This window comes from Pseudomonas bananamidigenes (genome assembly GCF_001679645.1).
GTDB lineage: Bacteria > Pseudomonadota > Gammaproteobacteria > Pseudomonadales > Pseudomonadaceae > Aquipseudomonas > Aquipseudomonas bananamidigenes.
Genome location: NZ_LRUN01000005.1, coordinates 49,088 through 69,588 on the forward strand (window position 1 = coordinate 49,088; position 20,501 = coordinate 69,588).

Sequence of the window (20,501 nt, forward strand, 5' to 3'; positions counted from 1 at the left end):
GAACGCCACTTGTCTGCGACATGATGTCGTTTCATATGCCATCCAAAACCCGTTGGGTTAGAATGCCCCCCTTTTCTGCCCCCGATCCTTGAGGACCGCCATGTTCAGCCGTGATTTGACTATTGCCAAGTACGACGCCGATCTTTTTGCCGCCATGGAGCAAGAAGCCCGGCGCCAGGAAGAACACATCGAGCTGATCGCTTCGGAGAACTACACCAGCCCAGCGGTGATGGAAGCTCAAGGCTCGGTACTGACCAACAAGTACGCCGAAGGCTACCCGGGCAAGCGCTACTACGGTGGTTGCGAGTACGTCGACGTCGTTGAGCAACTGGCCATCGACCGCGCCAAGGAACTGTTCGGCGCCGACTACGCCAACGTTCAGCCACACGCCGGTTCCCAGGCCAACGCTGCTGTTTACCTGGCCCTGCTGTCGGCCGGTGACACCATCCTGGGCATGAGCCTGGCTCACGGCGGTCACCTGACCCACGGCGCCAGCGTTTCCTCCTCCGGCAAGCTGTACAACGCCATCCAGTACGGTATCGACGCCAACGGCCTGATCGACTACGACGAAGTCGAGCGTCTGGCGGTAGAACACAAGCCGAAGATGATCGTGGCCGGTTTCTCTGCCTACTCCCAGGTTCTGGACTTCCCGCGCTTCCGCGCCATCGCCGACAAGGTGGGCGCCTACCTGTTCGTCGACATGGCTCACGTGGCCGGTCTGGTCGCCGCTGGCGTCTACCCGAACCCGGTTCCATTCGCTGACGTCGTCACCACCACCACTCACAAGACCCTGCGCGGTCCACGTGGTGGCCTGATCCTGGCTCGCGCCAACGCCGACATCGAGAAGAAGCTGAACTCCGCAGTATTCCCGGGCGCCCAGGGTGGCCCGCTGGAGCACGTGATCGCCGCCAAGGCGATCTGCTTCAAGGAAGCACTGCAGCCAGAGTTCAAGGCTTACCAGCAACAAGTGGTGAAAAACGCCCAGGCCATGGCCGGCGTGTTCATCGAGCGCGGTTTCGACGTGGTGTCCGGTGGTACTCAAAACCACCTGTTCCTGCTGTCGCTGATCAAGCAGGAAATCTCCGGTAAAGACGCCGACGCCGCTCTGGGCAAAGCGTTCATCACCGTGAACAAGAACTCCGTGCCAAACGATCCACGTTCCCCGTTCGTCACCTCCGGCCTGCGCTTCGGTACTCCGGCTGTGACCACTCGTGGCTTCAAGGAAGCAGAGTGCAAGGAACTGGCCGGCTGGATCTGCGACATCCTGGCCGACCTGAACAACGAAGCGGTGATCGACGCCGTTCGTGAGAAAGTCAAAGCCATCTGCAAGAAACTGCCGGTATACGGCGCTTAACAAGCCCGCACTACCGCACAAAAAAGCCCGATCAGAAATGATCGGGCTTTTTTATAGCCGAACAAAAAGCGAAGGACACATAAAACTTCGGAGCAACAAAAATACTGCATCAAACAGCATCAGAACCATTAAACAATTTGATGCACAAACCTCCTCCCCAACCGACTCTCGAACAGCACATCATCCATGCCCTGCGCATGAGCAACGAAGCACTTGCTGCCGGAAAAAAACAATATGGATATTGAGAGAGCAACATGAGTACCGACCGACAAAAATCCTTTATTGCAACTATTGGCATCCCGACTGATCTGGTGCACTTCCTTGAAGTGGTAAACGGCAAGAAGGCCACTGTTGCCTCGCCCTTGTTCAGTGGCGGGCACTTCAGTGGAAGACCGCAGTCACGTGATGACTCACACCTCCTTGGCTTTCGCCCGGAACCCCGCCTGACCTTGTATTTCAGGCATTCCGAACGGGGTTACAGGCTCTATATCCGAACGCCTGGCCCCTATTACGGAAAGTGCCTGAGCCTCGACAAAAACGGGATCCTGGGAGCATTCGCTCCCGAAGGATCGAACGTTTTCAAACTTATCGGAAAGCAGGGAGACACGCTCTCAATTGATAACCATCAATCAAATAGATTGGAGGCATATCTACAGACCTCAGGGTCGCCAGGTTTATTGCATACGCACCAACTACATGACTCAACGTTTACTTACTTCGCCGACAAAGGCGGAAAACCCTTTAAATTTCGTTTTACAATCCTTGAGCGAAACGCCTCATACATTGATCACCCTGATGAAATCTGATCAGTAAAACTTTGTAGCCGATCCAGTATTGATCGGCTACAGGGAACTACATCAGAACCCCCACTCTCTTCCCACCACCACTCATGGCTTTTGCAGTAGCACCGAGCAAAAAACGCTCGGCCTCTGCAATCGATCTCAAACCTTTCAACCCGTTCGCGCTTGGACGACGACCAATCACCACTGGTCAGACCGGTCATGCCAATTCGTCATTTTTCACTTGCGATCCGTAAAAAACAGCGCCTAGACTGCACCCGCACTGGACATACCGGTAAGACCACAATAATTAAGTCCTGAATCTGATGCGCCCCGCGCACGGCAGCCAGGACACCGACCAGGATTCCTCCCATGCTCAGATGGTGCTCGCGTTCAATCTTTCTCCAAGTGGTTCTCGGCCTGATGCTCGGCATCGTCTGCGGGCTGACCCTTCCTGAATACTCGGCCCAGCTCAAACCGCTCGGCGACGGTTTCATCAAACTGATCAAGATGCTCATCGGCCTGATCGTGTTCTGCGTGGTGGTCAGTGGCATCAGCGGCGCGGGCGATCTGAAGAAGGTCGGGCGCATCGGCCTCAAATCGGTGATCTACTTCGAAGTGCTGACCACCCTCGCGCTGGTGATCGGTCTGGTGTTCGCGTTCAGCACCGGAATCGGCAGCGGCGCCAATATCCATCTGGAGCAACTGTCCGCCGCCGACATGGGCGACATCGCCGAGCGTGGACAGCATATGCACACCACCACCCAGTTCCTGATGGACCTGATCCCGACCTCGGTACTGGGCGCCTTCGCCGACAACAACATCCTGCAAGTGCTGCTGTTTTCGGTGCTGTTCGGCAGCGCGTTGAATCTTGTGGGCGAAGCCGCTTCCGGGATCTCGCGACTGATCAACGAGCTGAGCCATGTGATCTTCCGGATCATGGGCATGATCGTGCGTCTGGCACCGATCGGCGTGTTTGGTGCCATCGCCTTCACCACCAGCAAATATGGCCTGGACTCCCTGCAACATCTGGGTAGCCTGGTCGGTTTGTTCTATCTGACCTGCATGGCCTTCGTCGCGCTGATTCTCGGCCTGGTGATGCGCCTCTCCGGCCTGCGCATGTGGCCATTGCTCAAATACCTGCGCGAAGAACTGCTGATCGTCATGGGCACCGCGTCCTCCGACGCCGTGCTGCCGCAGATCATGCGCAAGCTGGAACATCTGGGTATCGGCAGCTCCACCGTCGGACTGGTGATTCCCACCGGTTACTCGTTCAATCTCGATGGCTTTTCGATCTACCTGACCCTGGCGATCGTGTTCATCGCCAACGCCACCGGGACGCCGCTGGCCATGACCGACCTGCTGACGATTTTGCTGGTGTCGCTGATCACATCAAAAGGTGCCCACGGTATTCCCGGCTCGGCCCTGGTGATCCTGGCGGCGACGCTGACGGCCATCCCGGCGATTCCGGTGGTCGGTCTGGTGCTGGTGTTGGCGGTGGACTGGTTCATGGGCATCGGTCGGGCGCTGACCAACCTGATCGGCAACTGCGTCGCCACCGTGGCCATCGCTCGCTGGGAAAGGGACATCGACGTGCAAAGGGCAAACAAGGTGCTCAGCGGTCAGCAGGGCTATACCTTTCAACCAAGAAAAACGGTCGCTCAGGCAGCGGCCAAAGAATTCTGAATGACCGCCGTGCCTGCGCAAATGCAGGCACGGCGCATGGAGCGAATACGTGATTACTACATCAACCGTCGTCAACTCAGTGGTAGAAAAACTCCGGGCCGCCCTCGCCCGCGGCCAATGGCGCTCCGGCGAGATGCTGCCGGGCCAGCGCGAACTGGCCGAGCAACTGGGCATCAGCCGCCCGAGCCTGCGTGAAGCGGTGATCGTGCTGGAAACCCTCGGTCTGGTGCGCTCGATGCCAGGCAAAGGCGTGGTGGTTCTCGACGCCCAGGCCAGTGACAGCCAAAGCCACGACAGCGCCATGGCCGGCGCCAGCCTCGAAGACCTGTTGCAACTGCGCTACACCCTCGAGCCGTTCATCGTCGGCCTGGTGGCGCAGTCGATCAGCAGCAAGGAAGTCGGCCAGTTGCGCCTGACCCTGATGGACATGCGCGAAGCCCTCGAAGCCGGCGACAGCGAGGCCGGCGTCAGCGCCTACATCGCCTTTCATGAAGAGCTGTTCACCCTGACTTCGAACCCGATTTTCCAGAGCGTGGTGCAACAGACCAGCAACGCCCTCAAGCAAAGCGCCGAAGTGCTGCGCAATTCGCCGCAACACCTGGCCGAACGCCTTGAGGAAAACGAAGCCGTGGTGCGCGCGATCCGCAGCAAGAACAGCGCTCAGGCCAGCGCCGAGATGCGTCGGCACATCCTGCGTGAAGGCCAGCGAATGGGAGTCGAGCTGAATATTCCGGATGACCACCTGAACCACTGAAACACTTCACACTGGAGACCGGCCATGAACAGTCTTGCCACGCCGTCACATCCTCGCCAGTCCCCGGCGGCCCGGTCCTTCTCCCGGCTGCAAGTGCCGATGGATGAGCTGTATCCGCGATTATTCGATGCAATCCTTGAACAGCGGCTCGATACCGCCAGCCGTTTCACCGAAGAAAGTCTCAAGCAGATGTTCGGTGTCAGTCGTGCGGACGTGCGTCGGGCGCTGACCCGGTTGTCTCACGAACAGATCATCGTGCTGCGGGCCAACCATCGGCCAAGGGTGGCTGCACCGGACGCCGAGCAGACACGTCAGGCGCTGCACGCCCGGCGCCTGGCCGAGACCACGCTGGTGCGACTGGCATGTCAGCATGCTCAGGCTGAAGATCTGAAACGCCTGCACGCCCTGATCGAGCGTGAGCGCCAGGCTGTGGATAAAAGCCAACGGGGCGCAGCGATCCGCCTGTCCGGGGAGTTTCATTTGCAGTTGGCCAGAGTGGCGGCCAATGCACCGTTGGCGCATTTTCTCGGCACGTTGGTGCCGTTGACCTCACTGGCGATTGCGCGATGCACTGAAACCACGCACAGCTGTTGCGGCTGGCAGGAACACGCCCGGATCGTCGAGGCGATCGAGCGTGTCGACACTGTCCAGGCTGTATCGCTGATGAACCGTCATCTGGATCATCTGGAACAGACAATTCTCAGCGGCTCCGCACATTGAAACAGCGGCGGACTCAGTTCGCCGCCACCCTGGCAAACCCCGCCCGAATCTTCTCTTCCGGCAACTCGTCGGCGATGAACACGATCACGCTTTCCCGCGCCTCGCCTTCGGCCCACTCCGTATCCCAGTCGAAGCCGTAGAGTTTCAACACACCCTGAAACACCAGCCGCCGATCCTCACCCGCGATGTTCAACACGCCTTTGTAGCGCAGCAATTGCTTGCCGTGCGCTTCCAGCAATTCGTTCATGAATTCGCTGAGCCGGTCGATATCCAGCGGCTGATCGGTACGCAGCACCAGACTGGAAATCCGGTCGATGGACGGTGCCTTGCTCACCGGCCGCAGACTCACCCCGCCACCGAGATCGGCATTCAGGTTGAAACCGCGCACATCGAGCAATTCAGCCAGGTCGATGTTGCCGTGTTCCACCACGCGAATTGGCGCCCGGCGGTTGATGCGGGTCAGGCGTTCACTGAGCGCAGTGAACGCGGCTTGGTCCACCAGATCGGTCTTGCTCACCAGCAAGCGGTCGGCAAAACCGATCTGCGCCTGGGCGATGGTCTGGGTCAGGTGCAACTCGGCATGAGCCGCGTCGACCAGGGTAATGATGCCGTCGAGCAGGTAACGCTCGCGCAATTCTTCGTCGATGAAAAACGTCTGCGCCACCGGGGCCGGATCAGCCAGACCAGTGCATTCGATGACCAGTCGATCAAACGCGATTTCACCGCTGTCCAGGCGCTCAAGCAGCAGATACAGGGCTTTGGTCAGATCGGTGTGAATGGTGCAGCAGACGCAGCCGTTGGCCAGGGTCATGACTTGCACCGGCTCGTCGCCCAGCAGTTGGGTGTCGATGCCGGCGTCGCTGAACTCGTTTTCGATCACGGCGATTTTCAGGCCGTGCTCGGCTTTCAACAGATGACGCAGCAAAGTGGTCTTGCCGGCGCCGAGAAAGCCGCTGAGCACCGTTACCGGTATTGGAGAAGACAACTTCGATCCCCTTTACAAAATGGATGAACAACACAAAACAAATGTGGGAGCGAGCCTGCTCGCGAAAGGGGCGTGTCAGTCGACGTCATTGCTCGATGACACACCGTTTTCGCGGGCAAGCCCGCTCCCACAGAGGGATTGCATCAACCTCGGGCTGTCAGATCAACAGCACTTCGGCCCACCCTTGCCACCGTAACGAGCTTCCTGACGTTCGCGAAAGAACATCTCGTAGCTCATCACCGGCTTGTCCGGGTGTTTGGTTTGCATATGCTCGACATAGGTGTCGTAGTCGGGCATGCCGACCATCAGGCGCGCAGCCTGACCGAGGTATTTACCGAGGCGACTCAGGTCATTGAACATGGTGCAATCCTCTGGTTACGCGTCCGACAGCGCCTGGAACGGCGATTCTTTATCCGTACGCTCTTTTTTGCCCCAGGCGGCGATGCCGACCTTGAGCGCATAGAACAGGATGCTGAAGACCACGAACAGGAACAGCGCGGTCAGCGTTGCGTTGGTGTAGGCGTTGAAGATCACATGCTGCATCTGCTCGACGCTCTTGGCCGGCGCGACCACCTGGCCCGCAGCCAGTGCATCGCTGTACTTCTTGGCCAGCGACAGGAAGCCGACGGCCGGGTTGGCATCGAACAGCTTGATGAAGCCTGCGGTCGTGGTGCAGATCAGCAGCCAGGCCGCCGGCAGCAGGGTGACCCAGATGTAGCGCTGGCGCTTCATTTTGATCAGGACCACGGTGCCGAGCATCAGCGCAATACCGGCCAGCATCTGGTTGGAGATACCGAACAGCGGCCACAAGGTGTTGATGCCACCCAGCGGATCGATCACGCCCTGATACAGCAACCAGCCCCACATCGCCACACAACCGGCGGTGGCGATCAGGTTGGCGGTCCAGGATTCCGTACGTTTCAGCGCCGGGACGAAGGAGCCAAGCAGATCCTGCAGCATGAAGCGCCCGGCACGGGTGCCGGCGTCCACCGCCGTCAGGATGAACAGCGCTTCGAACAGGATCGCGAAGTGGTACCAGAACGCCATGGTGTTTTCACCCGGCAGGACACTGTGCAGGATCTGCGCGATACCGACCGCCAGGGTCGGTGCACCGCCAGCGCGGGCCAGGACGGTGGTTTCGCCGATGTCATGGGCCACGGCCTGCAGGGCATCCGGGGTAATCGCGAAGCCCCAGTTGCTGACCGCGGTCGCTACCGCCACCACATCACCACCCACCACGGCAGCCGGGCTGTTCATGGCGAAGTACACGCCCGGCTCGATCACCGAAGCGGCGACCATGGCCATGATTGCCACGAACGACTCCATCAGCATGCCGCCGTAACCGATGTAGCGGGCGTTTGTTTCGTTATCCAGCAGTTTCGGCGTGGTGCCGGACGAGATCAGCGCGTGGAAGCCCGATACCGCACCGCAGGCGATGGTGATGAACAGGAACGGGAACAGACCGCCCTTCCATACCGGGCCGGTGCCGTCGACGAATTGGGTCAGCGCCGGCATTTTCAGCTCCGGCATGGTGATCAGGATGCCGATCGCCAGGGCGATGATGGTGCCGATCTTGAGGAATGTGGACAGATAGTCACGTGGCGCGAGGATCAGCCAGACCGGCAGTACCGCCGCGACAAAACCGTAACCGATCAGCATCCAGGTGATTTGCACGCCGGTGAAGCTGAACGCCTTGGCCCACACCGGATCGGCGGCAATCTGCCCGCCCAGCCAGATCGAACCGAGCAGCAGCACCACACCGATCACCGAGATCTCGCCGATGCGGCCCGGACGGATGTAGCGCATGTAGATGCCCATGAACATCGCGATCGGGATGGTCGCCATGACGGTGAAGATGCCCCACGGGCTCTCGGCCAGGGCCTTGACGACGATCAGCGCCAGCACCGCGAGGATGATGATCATGATCAGGAAGCAGCCGAACAGCGCGATAGTGCCGGGGATGCGGCCCATTTCTTCACGCACCATGTCACCCAGGGAACGGCCGTTGCGACGGGTGGACATGAACAGGACCATGAAATCCTGCACTGCACCCGCCAGCACCACACCGGCGATCAGCCACAGCGTGCCGGGCAGATAGCCCATCTGCGCCGCCAGTACCGGGCCGACCAGCGGTCCCGCGCCGGCAATGGCCGCGAAGTGGTGTCCGAAGAGAATGTGCCTGTTGGTCGGAACGTAATCCAGACCGTCGTTGTTGAGCACGGCGGGGGTGGCCCGGCGTGGATCGAGTTGCATCACGTTGTTTGCGATGAACAGGCTGTAGTAACGGTACGCAACCAGATAGATGGCCACGGCGGCGACCACGATCCACAAGGCGTTGATCGCCTCGCCTCGGCGCAATGCCACTACGCCCAGGGCGCACGCTCCTACGATTGCCAGCACTAGCCAGGGTAAGTGGCGCAGCAGGCTATTATTATTTTTCATTTTATTATTCCAGCCAGGGTGGACAAGAAAGACAGCCACCCCGAGTTTAGCGCTACTGGCAGCAAAGACCATACCCCGACATTGGTCTGACGCCCCGCCCGACTGGCAGCGTCCGGCATGGCGGGTCTATAGTCAGCGTACCGTCAAGAGGATCGCGCCATGAGCGAGCACCCGTCCGAGCGTCGCCGCTTCAAACGTATCGCGTTCAATGCCAGAACCGAATTGAGCCAGGGCGAATACATCTGGCCGGTGAAGCTGATCGACCTGTCGCTCAAGGGACTGCTGATCGAGCGGCCGGAGCCGTGGCTGGGAGACGATACACAGGATTTCAACGTCGATATCCACCTGAGCGACGACACCGATATCCAGATGGATGTACAACTGGCACATGACGATCATGGCCAGTTGGGCTTCCAGTGCCGGTACATCAGTCTGGAATCGATCCAGCGCCTGCGCCGTCTGATCGAGCTCAACCTCGGTGACGAGGCCGAGCTGGAACGGGAGCTTGGGGCATTGATGGAACTCTGATCACTCGAAGAGTGAATCCAGCGCCTGCTCCAGACGCGTCACCGCAATGATCTGCAGCCCTGCCGGCGCTTCCTTCGGCGCGTTGCCCTTGGGCACGATCGCGCGCTTGAAACCGTGCTTGGCGGCTTCCTTCAAACGCTCCTGACCGCTCGGCACCGGACGTACCTCGCCCGACAGGCCGACTTCACCGAACACCAGCAAGTCATGAGGCAGCGGGCGGTTGCGCAGGCTCGACATGACAGCGGCCATCAATGCCAGGTCGGATGCCGTTTCCAGCACCTTCACCCCACCCACCACATTGAGGAACACGTCCTGATCGTGAGTGGGAATGCCGCCATGGCGATGCAGTACCGCCAGCAACATCGCCAGACGGTTCTGATCCAGTCCCAGGGTGACCCGACGCGGATTCGCCAGATGGCTGTCATCCACCAGGGCCTGGACTTCCACCAGCATCGGCCGGGTCCCTTCCCACGTTGCCATCACCACACTGCCCGGGACTTCTTCCTGAGCGCGAGAGAGAAAAATCGCCGAGGGGTTGGAGACTTCTTTCAGCCCCTTGTCAGTCATGCCGAACACGCCCAGTTCGTTGACGGCGCCAAAACGGTTCTTCACCGCTCTCAGCAGGCGCAAGCGACCATCGGGTTCGCCTTCGAAATAAAGAACGGTATCGACCATGTGTTCCAGCACACGAGGGCCGGCCAGCGCGCCTTCCTTGGTCACGTGGCCGACCAGGAAGATCGCCGTGCCGCTCTGCTTGGCGTAGCGCACCAGCAACGCCGCACTTTCGCGCACCTGAGACACGCCGCCCGGCGCCGATTGCAGTTGTTCGGTGAAAATTGTCTGGATGGAATCGATCACCATCACCTTGGGCTTTTCCTGGCGGGCGGTGGCGATGATGCTTTCGATGCAGGTTTCGGTCATGACCCGCAATTGGTCCTGCGGCAAGCCCAGACGGCGTGCGCGCATGGCCACTTGCTGCTGGGATTCCTCACCGGTGACGTACAACGCAGGCATGCCTTTGGCGAGATTGCACAGGGTCTGCAACAGAATCGTCGACTTGCCGATACCCGGATCGCCGCCGATCAGCACCACCGAGCCGTCCACCAGACCACCACCGAGTACCCGGTCCAGTTCGCCGGAGGCTGTGGAAAAACGCGGAATCTCTTCAATGCTGACTTCGGCCAGGGTCTTGATCTGCGCCTGCTGCCCGGCCCAGCCGGTGCGCCCGCTCGGTGCGGCGGCAGCACCGCTCTCGATCATGGTTTCGGTCAGGGTGTTCCAGGCGCCGCATTCGCTGCATTGCCCGGCCCACTTGGGAAAGGTTGCGCCGCACTCGGTGCAGCCGTACATGCGCTTGGCCTTGGCCATCTGAACCCCCGGCAAAAACCGCGATGATAACGCAGCCTTCACCGACCGGCGCCGGGGATTGTATGTGTGAGTGTCAGTCGACCAGCTTGTCTGCCAGCGCCTTGACCCGATCCAGATCACCTTTGGCGACTTTGGTCACCCCGGTGCCGTACTCCGGATCAGCCTTGTAGAGGAAGGACAGCATGATGTGCTTGCTCTCGTCATCGGCGCTCGCCAGGGACCCGCCAAAGCTCTCGATCAGATCCTGACGCTCCTTCTTGCTGAACGAGCGATACAGATCGCCGGCCTGCCTGAAGTTCTGCTCGCGCTGAATCTTCGCTTGTTGCGTGCTGCCCTGCAGGGGCGTCTGGCTATAGCGCGCAGCTTGCGTCTCTTCACGGGGCTGCAGACGGCTAGGTTGATAGTTGACACCCGAATGACTCGCGCCGGTATTCATCGCGCCATCCTGATTGCCATTGTTTATCGCCACTTTTGCCGCATTGACGGGTAACTGCAGGGCATTGGCACCCAGGCGATACATCTGGGTGTCGGCATAAGCGAATATACGACCTTGCAACAAACGGTCTTCCGATGGCTCGATTCCCGGTACAACATTCGAAGGTGCCATGGCCACTTGTTCAGTTTCCTGGAACACATTCGCGGGATTGCGATTCAACACCATTTGTCCAACTTTTCGTTCCGGAATTCCCGGCCAGATCTTGGTTGCATCAAGTGGATCGAAATCAAACTTGGACAAATCTTGTGGTTTCAGTACTTGAATGTATAAGTCCCACTTTGGGAAGTTCCCCTGGCTTATATGAGTCACCAGATCATGTGTCATATGACTGTAGTCTTGACCCTGAACTTTTATGACTTGCTGCGGATCGAGGTTCTTGATCCCTTGCAAACTTTTCCAGTGAAACTTCACGTAATGCACATCGCCTTTGTCATTGACCAACTTATAGGCGTGCACACTATTGCCATCCATCTCCCGGTAACTGGCTGGCGTCCCGGAGTTGGAATACAGCTCGGTCAACGTACGGGTGGCTTCCGGAACGTGAGAGAAGAAATCGAAGCGACGGGAATCATCATCCAGGTTGGTACGTGGGTCAGGTTTGAACGCATGCACCATGTCCGGGAACTTGATCGCGTCGCGGATAAAGAACGTCGGGAAGTTATTGCCTACCAGGTCCCAGTTGCCGTCAGCGGTGTAGAACTTGGTGGAGAAGCCCCGTGGATCACGCAGCGTTTCCGGAGAGTGGTTGCCGTGTACCACCGAGGAGAAACGCACGAACACTGGCGTGACCTGGCCCGCGGCGAAGACCTTGGCCTTGCTCAGATCGCTCAGGTCATTGGTCACGGTGAATGTACCGTGAGCACCGGTGCCACGGGCATGTACGACGCGTTCGGGAATGCGCTCGCGGTCGAAGCGCTGCAGCTTCTGAATCAGCTGCACGTCCTGCAGCAGCACCGGGCCGCTGGGCCCGGCAGTCTGCGAGTTCTGGTTGTCACCGACCGCTGCTCCGTTATCCCGGGTCAGGGGGGCAGCGTTCACGGAAAGAGTCAGCAGGCTGGCGGCTAATACGCCGACGCTGCGGCGACCAGGCATGGAGTTCATTTCAGATTCCTCTGTTGTTTGAGGCGCATCCAGGTGCGCCAACCAGAGGCTAGAGAGTCACGACAGCGAAGATAAATAGAAAATCCACACCCCTTCGATTGAGAAAAACAGCTTTACCATCAGAGGCTTACGGATTAATTCGCGCGCGATTAGTGGCACTTTGCAAACTAATCGCGAATTGATGTGTCGATAAAAGCGGGCAATGTAAGAAGGTGTTTCGCGCAGGACGCGTTTTGCTGATTTACACTGCGTACACCAAACTCATCTGTAACAAGGAAATAACTATGGGCGTGCTCAGCGAGTTCAAGGCCTTCGCGGTCAAAGGCAATGTGGTCGACATGGCCGTCGGTATCATCATCGGTGCAGCCTTCGGCAAAATCGTTTCGTCGTTTGTCGGTGACGTCATCATGCCGCCAATCGGCCTGTTGATCGGCGGAGTGGACTTCAGTGATCTGGCCATCACCCTCAAGGCAGCCGAAGGCACGACCCCTGCAGTGGTGCTGGCTTACGGCAAATTCATCCAGAGTGTCCTGGACTTCGTGATCGTTGCCTTTGCGATCTTCATGGGCGTGAAAGCCATCAACCGTCTGAAGCGCGAAGAAGCCGTGGCTCCGACGCTGCCACCGGTTCCGACCAAGGAAGAAGAGTTGCTGGGCGAGATCCGCGACTTGCTCAAGGCCCAGAACAATCGGCCCTGAAATCCATGAACGGCGCCTGAGGGCGCCGTTTTTTCACCAGTAGTTTTCCACCGCCACCTGACCTGGCCGCCGCGTCAGGCTGAGGCTCATGCCCCGTTGCTTGAGCAGGGCCCGTGTGTCGTCGATCATCTGTGGATTGCCACACAGCATGACCCGTGAATGAAGCGGATCAAGATTGACCCCGGCTGCGTGCTCAAGCTCGCCGTTTTCAATAAGGGTGGTAATGCGCCCATTCAGCGCCCCGACGTGCGGCTCGCGCGTCACGACCGGAATGAACTGGAACTTGTGCGCGTATTCGGTCAGATAATCGCGTTGCATCAGTTCGGCGATCAGCTGTTGATAAGCCAGCTCCCTCGCCTCCCGAACGCTATAGACGAGGATGATTCGGTCGAATCGTTCCCAGACCTCGAAGTCCTGCAGGATCGATAGAAACGGTGCCACGCCGGTGCCTGTGGATAACAGCCAGAGGTCCCGACCATCGACGAAACGATCCAGCGTCAGATAGCCAAAGGCCTGACGATCCACCAGCAAGATATCGCCCACCCTGAGCCGGCTCAATTCACTGGTGAATTCACCGCCCGGCACCACGATGGAAAAGAACTCGAGGAATTCGTCGAACGGCGAAGACACCATGGAATAGGCCCGCCACACCGTACTGCCGTCATCCCTGGTCACGCCGAGCCTGGCAAACTGACCGGCGCGAAAGCGAAAGCCGGCATCGCGGGTGGTTCGCAAGGTGAACAGGCTCGGTGTCAACGGGTGCACATCAAGCAGGGTCTGGAGACTGAATTTTTCTGCGCTGGCGGTCATCGGTAACTCCATGAGCAATAGCCATAGTGTCACGCACTGACGCTCAATAAAAAACCTACGATTTGTAGTGAATTAGCCCAAGTTTCTTGATGAGAAAGTTATGCAATCAAGTACTAGCGAAATGACATATCACAACTATCAAATGATGCAGTCAATCTAATAGTCAAATGTTGCTAATCATAAACGATTAATTACCTCCTACCTTAAGAGCAAAAAATTCCAAACGTCGGTATAGGAAATATCCTACACTCCTTTCCGTGCATTCGCCTTGGATCCAAGATTGCACCCCAGCGAAAACTCTCGGAGAAATTTCAAATGGAGATCTGGAAGGAGTCGCAAATAAAGCAGCTGACTTTCACAACCAGAGTGGAAACTGCTTACCCGATTCTGCTGACATTTGCCAATAACCTTGGTTTCCGGTTTTGCGGGATTTCAATCGCCTCCCCTGACCGGAACATATTGCCGAAGCCCTTGCGTATCAATAACTATCCCCTGGCCTGGAATCAGCAGTATGAAGAAGAGAGACACTGGGAGTTTGATCCGGTTGTAGACCATTGCTTTCGCTCAATGCTGCCCATTACATGGAGCGAAGAACTGTTCTCAAAAACACCTCAATTGTGGGCGTCGTTGAAAGAACAGGGACTGGAGCACGGCTGGTCGCAATCCTTTCATCATGAAGAAAGCGGTCTGTGCAGCATTCTCAGTCTGGCCCGCCCCACTGCCCCATCAGTTCGATCGAATTGTACGAGCATTTTGGCTACATGTTCTATGTCACCAGCCATCTGAGTGAACTCTTCGCCCGCACGCTTCCTTCACGCCCCGAGAAGGTTCGACCGCCTCGCCTCTCCACACGGGAGATCGAAGTACTCAAGCTCTGCGCTTCCGGCAAGACCGCCTATGAAACCGCCAGGATTCTCAGCCTGAGTGAACGCACGGTGAACTATCACGTGCAGAACGTGATTGTGAAAATGAACGTCTGCAACAAGATCTCCGCGGTCATCGCCGCCGCCAAGGCCGGGATCATCTAGTCGCCCCCCTAAAACAAACAACTGCTGCCTTCGAAAAAAAAGTACCATTTGCGACCTTCCTGAGTGATGACGCGAAACCTCGCGCCGCTGTCCACTCGGACGGTTCCGCCGCACGCTACCCTGGGCCGCGGGACACCCGTCGATTACCCAGAGTCCCTGCACCATGCCTTTGCTCGATACGCCCTTCGCCCAACTCGATCTGATCCGCCAGCCCGAACAGCAGAACGAACCGCTGCAAGCCTTCGATGCGGCTGACGAATACCTGCTCAATCATCTGGCGGAACAGAATCTGCCGGTCGAGACCCGGGTTCTGGTGCTCAACGACAGCTTCGGCGCGCTGGCCATCAGCCTTTTGGGCAAAGTGCAGGTCAGCACCAGCGGCGATTCGTTTCTGGCGTTTCAAGGCCTGGAAAAAAACTTGCTGCGCAACGGCCACACATTCGATGCACTGCGCGGCACGCCGGCCAGCGAACCGCTGGTCGGGCCGTTCGACCGGGTGCTGATCCGTGTTCCGAAAACCCTGGCGCTGCTGGAAGAACAACTGATTCGTCTGCAAGGGCAATTGGCACCTGGCGCACAAGTGGTGGCCGCCGCCATGGTCAAACACCTGCCCCGCGCTGCCGGTGATCTGCTGGAGCGTTACATCGGACCGGTTCAGGCGTCACTGGCGGTGAAAAAGGCACGATTGCTGATATCCACTCCCGAGGCGAAGACGCCCGCGCTTTCGCCCTACCCCAGCCGTTATCGCCTCGAACAACCGGCCATCGAACTGCTCAATCACGCCAACGTGTTCTGCCGTGAAGGGCTGGACATCGGCACCCGTGCCTTCCTCCCGCACCTGCCAAAAAACCTCGGCGCGGCGCGAGTCGCCGACCTCGGTTGCGGCAACGGCGTGCTGGCCATCGCCAGTGCCCTGCAAAACCCCGATGCGCATTACACGCTGGTGGACGAATCGTTCATGGCGGTGCAATCAGCCGCGCAGAACTGGCGCGCAGCATTGGGTGAACGAGAAGTCATCGTGCGCGCCGGCGATGGCCTGGCCGGACAGCAAGCGCAATCCCTGGACGTCGTGCTGTGCAATCCGCCGTTCCATCAACAACAGGTGGTCGGTGACTTCCTCGCCTGGCGCATGTTTCAGCAAGCCCGCGAAGCACTGGTGGTCGGCGGTGCGCTGTACATCGTCGGCAACCGACATCTGGGTTATCACAGCAAACTGGCGCGTCTGTTCCGAGGTGTCGAGCAGGTTGCGGCCACGCCGAAATTTGTCATCCTCAAGGCGCGCAAATAATCCGGACAGAAAAAACCCTCCGTTCGGAGGGTCAGAAATCCGTGTCGCATGGCGACGGGATGGGAAGTTTCAGTGCGTGGTCAGGCCCGCAGCGTTCATGAACAGGCGCATCAGGCTGGCGACGATGAACAGCGCGCCGACACTGCCGATCCAGATCATCGCCAACCAGCCGAGCCGCTGCCACAGCGGCTTTTTTTCGGCCTCTTCAATGTCATGCAGGGAATGTTTGCCGGTCATGATTTCATCCTCCGGTTGAGGGAGATGGCGCCGCAGCCGGCGCCATCCTGATCGTCCCTAGTGATAGCCGTCCTCGTGGGTGACCTTGCCACGGAACACGTAGTAGCTCCAGAAGGTGTACCCCAGGATGAACGGAATGATGAACAGCGTACCGACCAGCATGAAACCCTGGCTCTGCGGCGGTGCGGCGGCGTCCCAGATCGAGATCGACGGCGGCACGATATTCGGCCACAGGCTGATGCCCAGACCGCTGTAGCCGAGGAAGATCAGCACCAGGGTCAGCAGGAACGGCATGTAATTGGCATTGCGTGCCACCGCGCGGATCAGACCGTACATCGTTACCAGCACCAGAATCGGTACCGGCATGAACCAGAACAGATTCGGCATGCTGAACCAGCGCGTCGCGATTTCCGGATGGGCCAGCGGTGTCCACAGGCTGACGACACCGATCACCGCCAGCAACACGAAGGCCAGCGGACGCGCCAGATCATGCATCTGCTCCTGCAGCTTGCCTTCGGTCTTCATGATCAGCCAGGTGCAACCGAGCAAGGCGTAAGCCACCACCAGCGCAGCGCCGCAAAACACCGTGAACGGTGTCAGCCAGTCCAGTGAACCGCCCGCGTATTGCCGGTTGACCACCGGCAGCCCGTCAATGAACGCACCCAGCGCCACCCCCTGAAAGAACGTCGCCGCCACCGAACCACCGATGAACGCCTTGTCCCACAGGTGACGCTTGGCGTCCTTGGCCTTGAAGCGGAACTCGAACGCCACGCCACGGAAAATCAGCCCGATCAGCATGAAGATCAGCGGCAGGTACAACGCCGACAGCACCACCGAATAGGCCAGCGGGAAGGCGCCGAACAATGCCGCGCCGCCCAGTACCAGCCAGGTTTCATTGCCGTCCCATACCGGGGCCACGGTGTTCATCATGACGTCGCGATCAGTCTTGCCGGGGATGAACGGGAAGAGAATCCCGATCCCCAGGTCGAAGCCGTCCATGACCACGTACATCATGATGCCGAAGATGATGATCACGGCCCAGATCAGCGGAAGATCAATACCCATGGTTCAAATCTCCTTGGTCAGGGTGCGGTCGTGTTCGGCGCCTTCGTCATCGGCAGCCGACAACGGACGGGCCGGGGTGCGTTTCTGGCCGGGACCACCGTCGTTGGTTTCCTTGCCTTCGTCGGTCTTCGGCCCTTTGCGCACCAGGCGCATCATGTAGCCCAGACCCGCACCGAACAGCGCGAAATACACCACTACGAACATGATCAGCGTGATGCTCATCTGCATGAAACTGTGGTTGGACGACGCATCCGCCGTACGCATCAGCCCGTAGACCACCCAGGGCTGACGGCCGATTTCCGTGGTGAACCAGCCGGCCAGGATCGCGATCAGCCCGGACGGTCCCATCCACAACGCCAGGTACAGGAACGGCCGCGAGGTGTAGAGCGTGTCGCGCTTGCGCAGCCACAGGCTCCAGAGTCCGGTGAAGATCATCAGGAAACCGAGGCCGACCATGATCCGGAACGACCAGAACACAATGGTGGAATTCGGCCGGTCTTCAGGTGGGAACTCCTTGAGTGCCGGCACCTGTTTGTCCAGCGAGTGAGTCAGGATCAGGCTGCCGAGATACGGGATCTCCACGGCATATCTGGTTTTCTCTTCCTTCATGTCCGGCCAGCCGAACAGGATCAGCGGCGTTGCTTCGCTGCCGACGTTTTCCCAGTGGCCTTCGATCGCAGCGATTTTCGCCGGTTGGTGTTCGAGGGTGTTGAGGCCGTGGAAATCGCCGATCACTGCCTGGATCGGTGCAACGACCAACGCCATCCACATCGCCATCGACAGCATGGTGCGAACGGCCGGGTTGTCCTTGCCGCGCAGCAGGTGCCACGCCGCCGACGAGCCGACGAAGAACGCCGTCGCGACGAACGCGGCCGTCGCCATGTGCATCAGGCGATAAGGGAATGACGGGTTGAAGACAATGGCCAGCCAGTCGGTCGGGATCACCTGGCCGTTGACGATCTCGTAACCCTGCGGTGTCTGCATCCAGCTGTTGGACGCCAGAATCCAGAACGTCGAGATCAATGTACCGATGGCCACCATGACCGTGGAAAAGAAGTGCAGCTTGCGCCCGACCTTGTTCCAGCCGAACAGCATCACCCCGAGGAAACCGGCTTCGAGGAAGAACGCCGTGAGCACCTCATAGGTCAGCAAAGGCCCGGTGACTGAACCGGCAAAATCCGAGAAACGGCTCCAGTTGGTGCCGAACTGATAGGCCATGACCAGCCCCGAGACCACGCCCATGCCGAAGTTGACGGCAAAGATCTTCGACCAGAAATGGTAGAGATCGCGGTACGTGTCATTGCCGGTTTTCAGCCACAGACCTTCCAGCACCGCAAGATAGCTCGCAAGACCGATGGTGATCGCCGGAAACAGGATGTGGAACGAGATGGTGAACGCAAACTGGATTCGGGCGAGATCGAGTGCCTCTAAACCGAACATAAGCTTTCCTCTGTCAGATAACGGTTCCAGGGCTGGCGACCTTGAACCACTGCCCCCACGGGTATGGAGTGCGGCGAACTCGGATTCGTTCTTCTTTTTACAGGCATCGCGACGCAGGGAGTCTGCCGACGGGTCACGGATCAGTTCCGCGAAGGGTCTTGATCTGGATCAATCAACGTAGAAAGAGTAGTCCCATTTCCGACGAGAAACCGCGTGGTCTATTGCCGCGTGACAAGTTGCCTCACAGTCCCGGCAACGCCCTGAAATACATCCCTGGCCGGCTCGATGTCCTGACGGCGGAAATTCGATGTCTGGCTAACTAAATTTTTCATCATGGCAACTCCCTGTTACAGACTGGTGATAATCTCGCGGTTCCCCTCGATCAATACCGGCCCGCAGATGCCCAGCCAAGAGCCCTTGCTGTTACGTCACCACCGTCCATTTCTCGCGTTCTGGCTGGCCCGGATCTTCACCGCCAGCGGTTTTCAGATGCTCACCGTGGCGATTGGCTGGAACCTCTATCAACTGACTGGCAACGTGCTCGACCTGGGCCTGGTCGGGCTGGTGGAATTCGCGCCGCGGGTGCTGTTCATGCTGCACACCGGGCATGTCGCCGACCGCTACGATCGACGCAAGGTCGCTGCAATCTGCCAGTCGCTGCAGGCATTGATCGCGCTGTCTCTGGCCATTGGCAGCGCCACCGATCATGTCACCCGGGAAATGATTTTTATCCTGGCGTTCCTGCTCGGCGCCGCGCGCTCGTTCGAGATGCCGACCACTCAGGCATTGCTCCCAAGTATTGTGCCCGGCGCACTGTTCCCCAGAGCGGTCGCGGCGGCGCAGTCGGCGCAGCAATCGGCAACCATCGTCGCCCCGGCGCTTGGCGGTCTGCTTTATGCCTTCGGCAGCGTCTGGGTGTATGGCCCGACCGTTGTGCTGTATGTGATTGCCTGCACGCTGATGCTCAACCTGCCTGCCCGACAGACCCCGCTGAACAAGGGCAAGGCGACACTGGACTCGCTGCTGGCGGGGATTCGCTTCATCCGCAGTCGGCCGGACATTCTTGGTGCGATCTCACTGGATCTGTTCGCCGTACTGCTCGGCGGAGCCACCGCACTGTTGCCGGTGTTCGCCAAGGACATTCTGTTGACCGGACCGTGGGGGTTGGGGCTGCTGCGTTCGGCACCGGCGGTGGGCGCGTTGATGATGTCGCTGTTCCTGGCGCGCTTCGCCGTCGAGCGCAATGTAGGCCGGGTGATGTTCACCGCCGTCGGCGTATTCGGCGTCGCCACCATCGCCTTCGGCCTGTCGACGTCGTTCTGGTTCTCATTGGCGGTGCTGGTGGTGCTCGGCGCGGCGGACATGATCAGCATGGTGATCCGCGCCTCGTTCGTGCAACTGGAAACCCCGGACGAAATGCGCGGCCGGGTCAGCGCGGTGAACGGCCTGTTCATCGGTGCGTCGAACCAGTTGGGCGAGTTCGAATCCGGCCTCACCGCCCACTGGTTCGGCACCGTGCCGGCGGTGGTGATGGGCGGCATCGGCACGCTGGTGGTGACCGGGACCTGGATCAAACTGTTCCCGACCCTGGCCAGTCGTGACCGGATGCATGTGCCGGTGGACGAGGTGAAGGCCTGACTGCGCCGCTGCCACCTGAGCAGCCAACCGCCAGGCACAATCGACTTGAAAAGATGCGGTACATGGATACCGCATTGAGTGTAA

The 20,501-nt window shown here is 59.0% G+C and carries 20 protein-coding genes; 11 read left to right on the plus strand and 9 right to left on the minus strand.

All coding sequences use genetic code 11. The annotated features are described in order from the left end of the window. Positions 1 to 100: 100 nt before the first annotated feature. From glyA to BBF94_RS02760, 5 genes are all read left to right on the plus strand, one after another. A complete protein-coding gene (gene glyA, locus BBF94_RS02740) occupies positions 101 to 1,354 on the plus strand; it encodes a serine hydroxymethyltransferase (RefSeq protein ID WP_065257523.1) in 1,254 nt (417 codons plus the stop codon). 254 nt (positions 1,355 to 1,608) lie between these two features. Further along, on the plus strand, positions 1,609 to 2,160 hold the full coding sequence (locus BBF94_RS02745; protein WP_065257524.1) for a hypothetical protein: 552 nt from the start codon (positions 1,609 to 1,611) through the stop codon (positions 2,158 to 2,160). Positions 2,161 to 2,505: 345 nt separating this feature from the next. Further along, complete coding sequence (locus tag BBF94_RS02750) at positions 2,506 to 3,819, plus strand: C4-dicarboxylate transporter DctA (RefSeq protein WP_065257525.1); 1,314 nt, start codon at positions 2,506 to 2,508, stop codon at positions 3,817 to 3,819. Between the two features lie 49 nt (positions 3,820 to 3,868). After that, the gene (locus BBF94_RS02755; RefSeq protein WP_065257526.1) at positions 3,869 to 4,573 is read left to right on the plus strand and encodes a FadR/GntR family transcriptional regulator; all 705 of its coding nucleotides are present in this window, start codon (positions 3,869 to 3,871) and stop codon (positions 4,571 to 4,573) included. A 24-nt stretch (positions 4,574 to 4,597) separates the two neighbouring features. Next, on the plus strand, positions 4,598 to 5,293 hold the full coding sequence (locus BBF94_RS02760; RefSeq protein WP_065257527.1) for a GntR family transcriptional regulator: 696 nt from the start codon (positions 4,598 to 4,600) through the stop codon (positions 5,291 to 5,293). A gap of 13 nt (positions 5,294 to 5,306) precedes the next feature. On the opposite strand, the gene yjiA is transcribed toward BBF94_RS02760, so the two are convergent. From yjiA to BBF94_RS02775, 3 genes are all read right to left on the minus strand, one after another. Beyond that, complete coding sequence (gene yjiA / locus BBF94_RS02765; RefSeq protein WP_065257528.1) at positions 5,307 to 6,278, minus strand: GTPase; 972 nt, start codon at positions 6,276 to 6,278, stop codon at positions 5,307 to 5,309. Between the two features lie 162 nt (positions 6,279 to 6,440). Beyond that, positions 6,441 to 6,638, minus strand: coding sequence for a YbdD/YjiX family protein (locus BBF94_RS02770; protein ID WP_003228401.1), 198 nt, complete (start codon positions 6,636 to 6,638; stop codon positions 6,441 to 6,443). A 15-nt stretch (positions 6,639 to 6,653) separates the two neighbouring features. Next, entirely contained in the window at positions 6,654 to 8,720 is a 2,067-nt protein-coding gene (locus tag BBF94_RS02775) for a carbon starvation CstA family protein (protein WP_065257529.1), read from the minus strand. 159 nt (positions 8,721 to 8,879) lie between these two features. Between BBF94_RS02775 and BBF94_RS02780 the strand changes: the two genes are divergently transcribed. Then, positions 8,880 to 9,248: a PilZ domain-containing protein gene (locus BBF94_RS02780; RefSeq protein WP_065257530.1), complete on the plus strand. Its 369-nt coding sequence runs from the start codon at positions 8,880 to 8,882 to the stop codon at positions 9,246 to 9,248. Here BBF94_RS02780 and radA read toward each other — a convergent pair whose 3' ends face one another. Next, positions 9,249 to 10,616, minus strand: coding sequence for a DNA repair protein RadA (gene radA, locus BBF94_RS02785; RefSeq protein ID WP_065257531.1), 1,368 nt, complete (start codon positions 10,614 to 10,616; stop codon positions 9,249 to 9,251). Between the two features lie 73 nt (positions 10,617 to 10,689). Beyond that, positions 10,690 to 12,204, minus strand: coding sequence for a catalase (locus tag BBF94_RS02790; RefSeq protein ID WP_404820916.1), 1,515 nt, complete (start codon positions 12,202 to 12,204; stop codon positions 10,690 to 10,692). 293 nt (positions 12,205 to 12,497) lie between these two features. On the opposite strand from BBF94_RS02790, the gene mscL reads away from it, so the two are divergent. Continuing rightward, positions 12,498 to 12,911 (plus strand): large-conductance mechanosensitive channel protein MscL, encoded by a 414-nt coding sequence (mscL, locus tag BBF94_RS02795; RefSeq protein ID WP_065257533.1) that lies wholly within the window; start codon positions 12,498 to 12,500, stop codon positions 12,909 to 12,911. A gap of 33 nt (positions 12,912 to 12,944) precedes the next feature. Here mscL and BBF94_RS02800 read toward each other — a convergent pair whose 3' ends face one another. Then, positions 12,945 to 13,721 (minus strand): ferredoxin--NADP reductase, encoded by a 777-nt coding sequence (locus tag BBF94_RS02800; RefSeq protein ID WP_065257534.1) that lies wholly within the window; start codon positions 13,719 to 13,721, stop codon positions 12,945 to 12,947. Between the two features lie 315 nt (positions 13,722 to 14,036). On the opposite strand from BBF94_RS02800, the gene BBF94_RS02805 reads away from it, so the two are divergent. The 3 genes from BBF94_RS02805 to BBF94_RS02810 all read left to right on the plus strand — a co-directional run bounded on the left by BBF94_RS02805 (position 14,037) and on the right by BBF94_RS02810 (position 16,037). Then, a complete protein-coding gene (locus BBF94_RS02805) occupies positions 14,037 to 14,507 on the plus strand; it encodes an autoinducer binding domain-containing protein (protein ID WP_318656008.1) in 471 nt (156 codons plus the stop codon). Beyond that, a complete protein-coding gene (locus tag BBF94_RS28280; RefSeq protein ID WP_318656009.1) occupies positions 14,483 to 14,749 on the plus strand; it encodes a response regulator transcription factor in 267 nt (88 codons plus the stop codon). The genes BBF94_RS02805 and BBF94_RS28280 overlap by 25 nt, the downstream gene beginning before the upstream one ends. 163 nt (positions 14,750 to 14,912) lie before the next feature. After that, positions 14,913 to 16,037, plus strand: a complete 1,125-nt coding sequence (locus BBF94_RS02810) for a methyltransferase (RefSeq protein WP_065257535.1) — start codon at positions 14,913 to 14,915, stop codon at positions 16,035 to 16,037. Positions 16,038 to 16,106: 69 nt separating this feature from the next. Here BBF94_RS02810 and BBF94_RS02815 read toward each other — a convergent pair whose 3' ends face one another. From BBF94_RS02815 to BBF94_RS02825, 3 genes are read right to left on the minus strand one after another with little or no spacing between them, the layout of a single operon-like run. Next, a complete protein-coding gene (locus BBF94_RS02815) occupies positions 16,107 to 16,274 on the minus strand; it encodes a DUF2474 domain-containing protein (RefSeq protein WP_065257536.1) in 168 nt (55 codons plus the stop codon). 57 nt (positions 16,275 to 16,331) lie between these two features. Continuing rightward, on the minus strand, positions 16,332 to 17,339 hold the full coding sequence (cydB, locus tag BBF94_RS02820; RefSeq protein WP_065257537.1) for a cytochrome d ubiquinol oxidase subunit II: 1,008 nt from the start codon (positions 17,337 to 17,339) through the stop codon (positions 16,332 to 16,334). Positions 17,340 to 17,342: 3 nt separating this feature from the next. After that, positions 17,343 to 18,779: a cytochrome ubiquinol oxidase subunit I gene (locus BBF94_RS02825; protein WP_065257538.1), complete on the minus strand. Its 1,437-nt coding sequence runs from the start codon at positions 18,777 to 18,779 to the stop codon at positions 17,343 to 17,345. A 399-nt stretch (positions 18,780 to 19,178) separates the two neighbouring features. Here BBF94_RS02825 and BBF94_RS02830 point away from each other — a divergent pair, with 399 nt between their 5' ends. Continuing rightward, complete coding sequence (locus BBF94_RS02830; RefSeq protein ID WP_065257539.1) at positions 19,179 to 20,417, plus strand: MFS transporter; 1,239 nt, start codon at positions 19,179 to 19,181, stop codon at positions 20,415 to 20,417. Positions 20,418 to 20,501: the final 84 nt, after the last annotated feature.

Bases quoted from the DNA above. Each gene is read 5' to 3' on its own strand.
- glyA (WP_065257523.1), top strand. From the start codon at position 101: ATGTTCAGCCGTGATTTGACTATTGCCAAGTACGACGCCGATCTTTTT.
- BBF94_RS02745 (WP_065257524.1), top strand. From the start codon at position 1,609: ATGAGTACCGACCGACAAAAATCCTTTATTGCAACTATTGGCATCCCG.
- BBF94_RS02750 (WP_065257525.1), top strand. From the start codon at position 2,506: ATGCTCAGATGGTGCTCGCGTTCAATCTTTCTCCAAGTGGTTCTCGGC.
- BBF94_RS02760 (WP_065257527.1), top strand. From the start codon at position 4,598: ATGAACAGTCTTGCCACGCCGTCACATCCTCGCCAGTCCCCGGCGGCC.
- BBF94_RS02770 (WP_003228401.1), bottom strand. From the start codon at position 6,638: ATGTTCAATGACCTGAGTCGCCTCGGTAAATACCTCGGTCAGGCTGCG.
- BBF94_RS02775 (WP_065257529.1), bottom strand. From the start codon at position 8,720: ATGAAAAATAATAATAGCCTGCTGCGCCACTTACCCTGGCTAGTGCTG.
- BBF94_RS02780 (WP_065257530.1), top strand. From the start codon at position 8,880: ATGAGCGAGCACCCGTCCGAGCGTCGCCGCTTCAAACGTATCGCGTTC.
- radA (WP_065257531.1), bottom strand. From the start codon at position 10,616: ATGGCCAAGGCCAAGCGCATGTACGGCTGCACCGAGTGCGGCGCAACC.
- BBF94_RS02790 (WP_404820916.1), bottom strand. From the start codon at position 12,204: ATGCCTGGTCGCCGCAGCGTCGGCGTATTAGCCGCCAGCCTGCTGACT.
- mscL (WP_065257533.1), top strand. From the start codon at position 12,498: ATGGGCGTGCTCAGCGAGTTCAAGGCCTTCGCGGTCAAAGGCAATGTG.
- BBF94_RS02800 (WP_065257534.1), bottom strand. From the start codon at position 13,721: ATGACCGCCAGCGCAGAAAAATTCAGTCTCCAGACCCTGCTTGATGTG.
- BBF94_RS02805 (WP_318656008.1), top strand. From the start codon at position 14,037: ATGGAGATCTGGAAGGAGTCGCAAATAAAGCAGCTGACTTTCACAACC.
- BBF94_RS28280 (WP_318656009.1), top strand. From the start codon at position 14,483: ATGTTCTATGTCACCAGCCATCTGAGTGAACTCTTCGCCCGCACGCTT.
- BBF94_RS02810 (WP_065257535.1), top strand. From the start codon at position 14,913: ATGCCTTTGCTCGATACGCCCTTCGCCCAACTCGATCTGATCCGCCAG.
- BBF94_RS02815 (WP_065257536.1), bottom strand. From the start codon at position 16,274: ATGACCGGCAAACATTCCCTGCATGACATTGAAGAGGCCGAAAAAAAG.
- cydB (WP_065257537.1), bottom strand. From the start codon at position 17,339: ATGGGTATTGATCTTCCGCTGATCTGGGCCGTGATCATCATCTTCGGC.
- BBF94_RS02825 (WP_065257538.1), bottom strand. From the start codon at position 18,779: ATGTTCGGTTTAGAGGCACTCGATCTCGCCCGAATCCAGTTTGCGTTC.
- BBF94_RS02830 (WP_065257539.1), top strand. From the start codon at position 19,179: ATGCCCAGCCAAGAGCCCTTGCTGTTACGTCACCACCGTCCATTTCTC.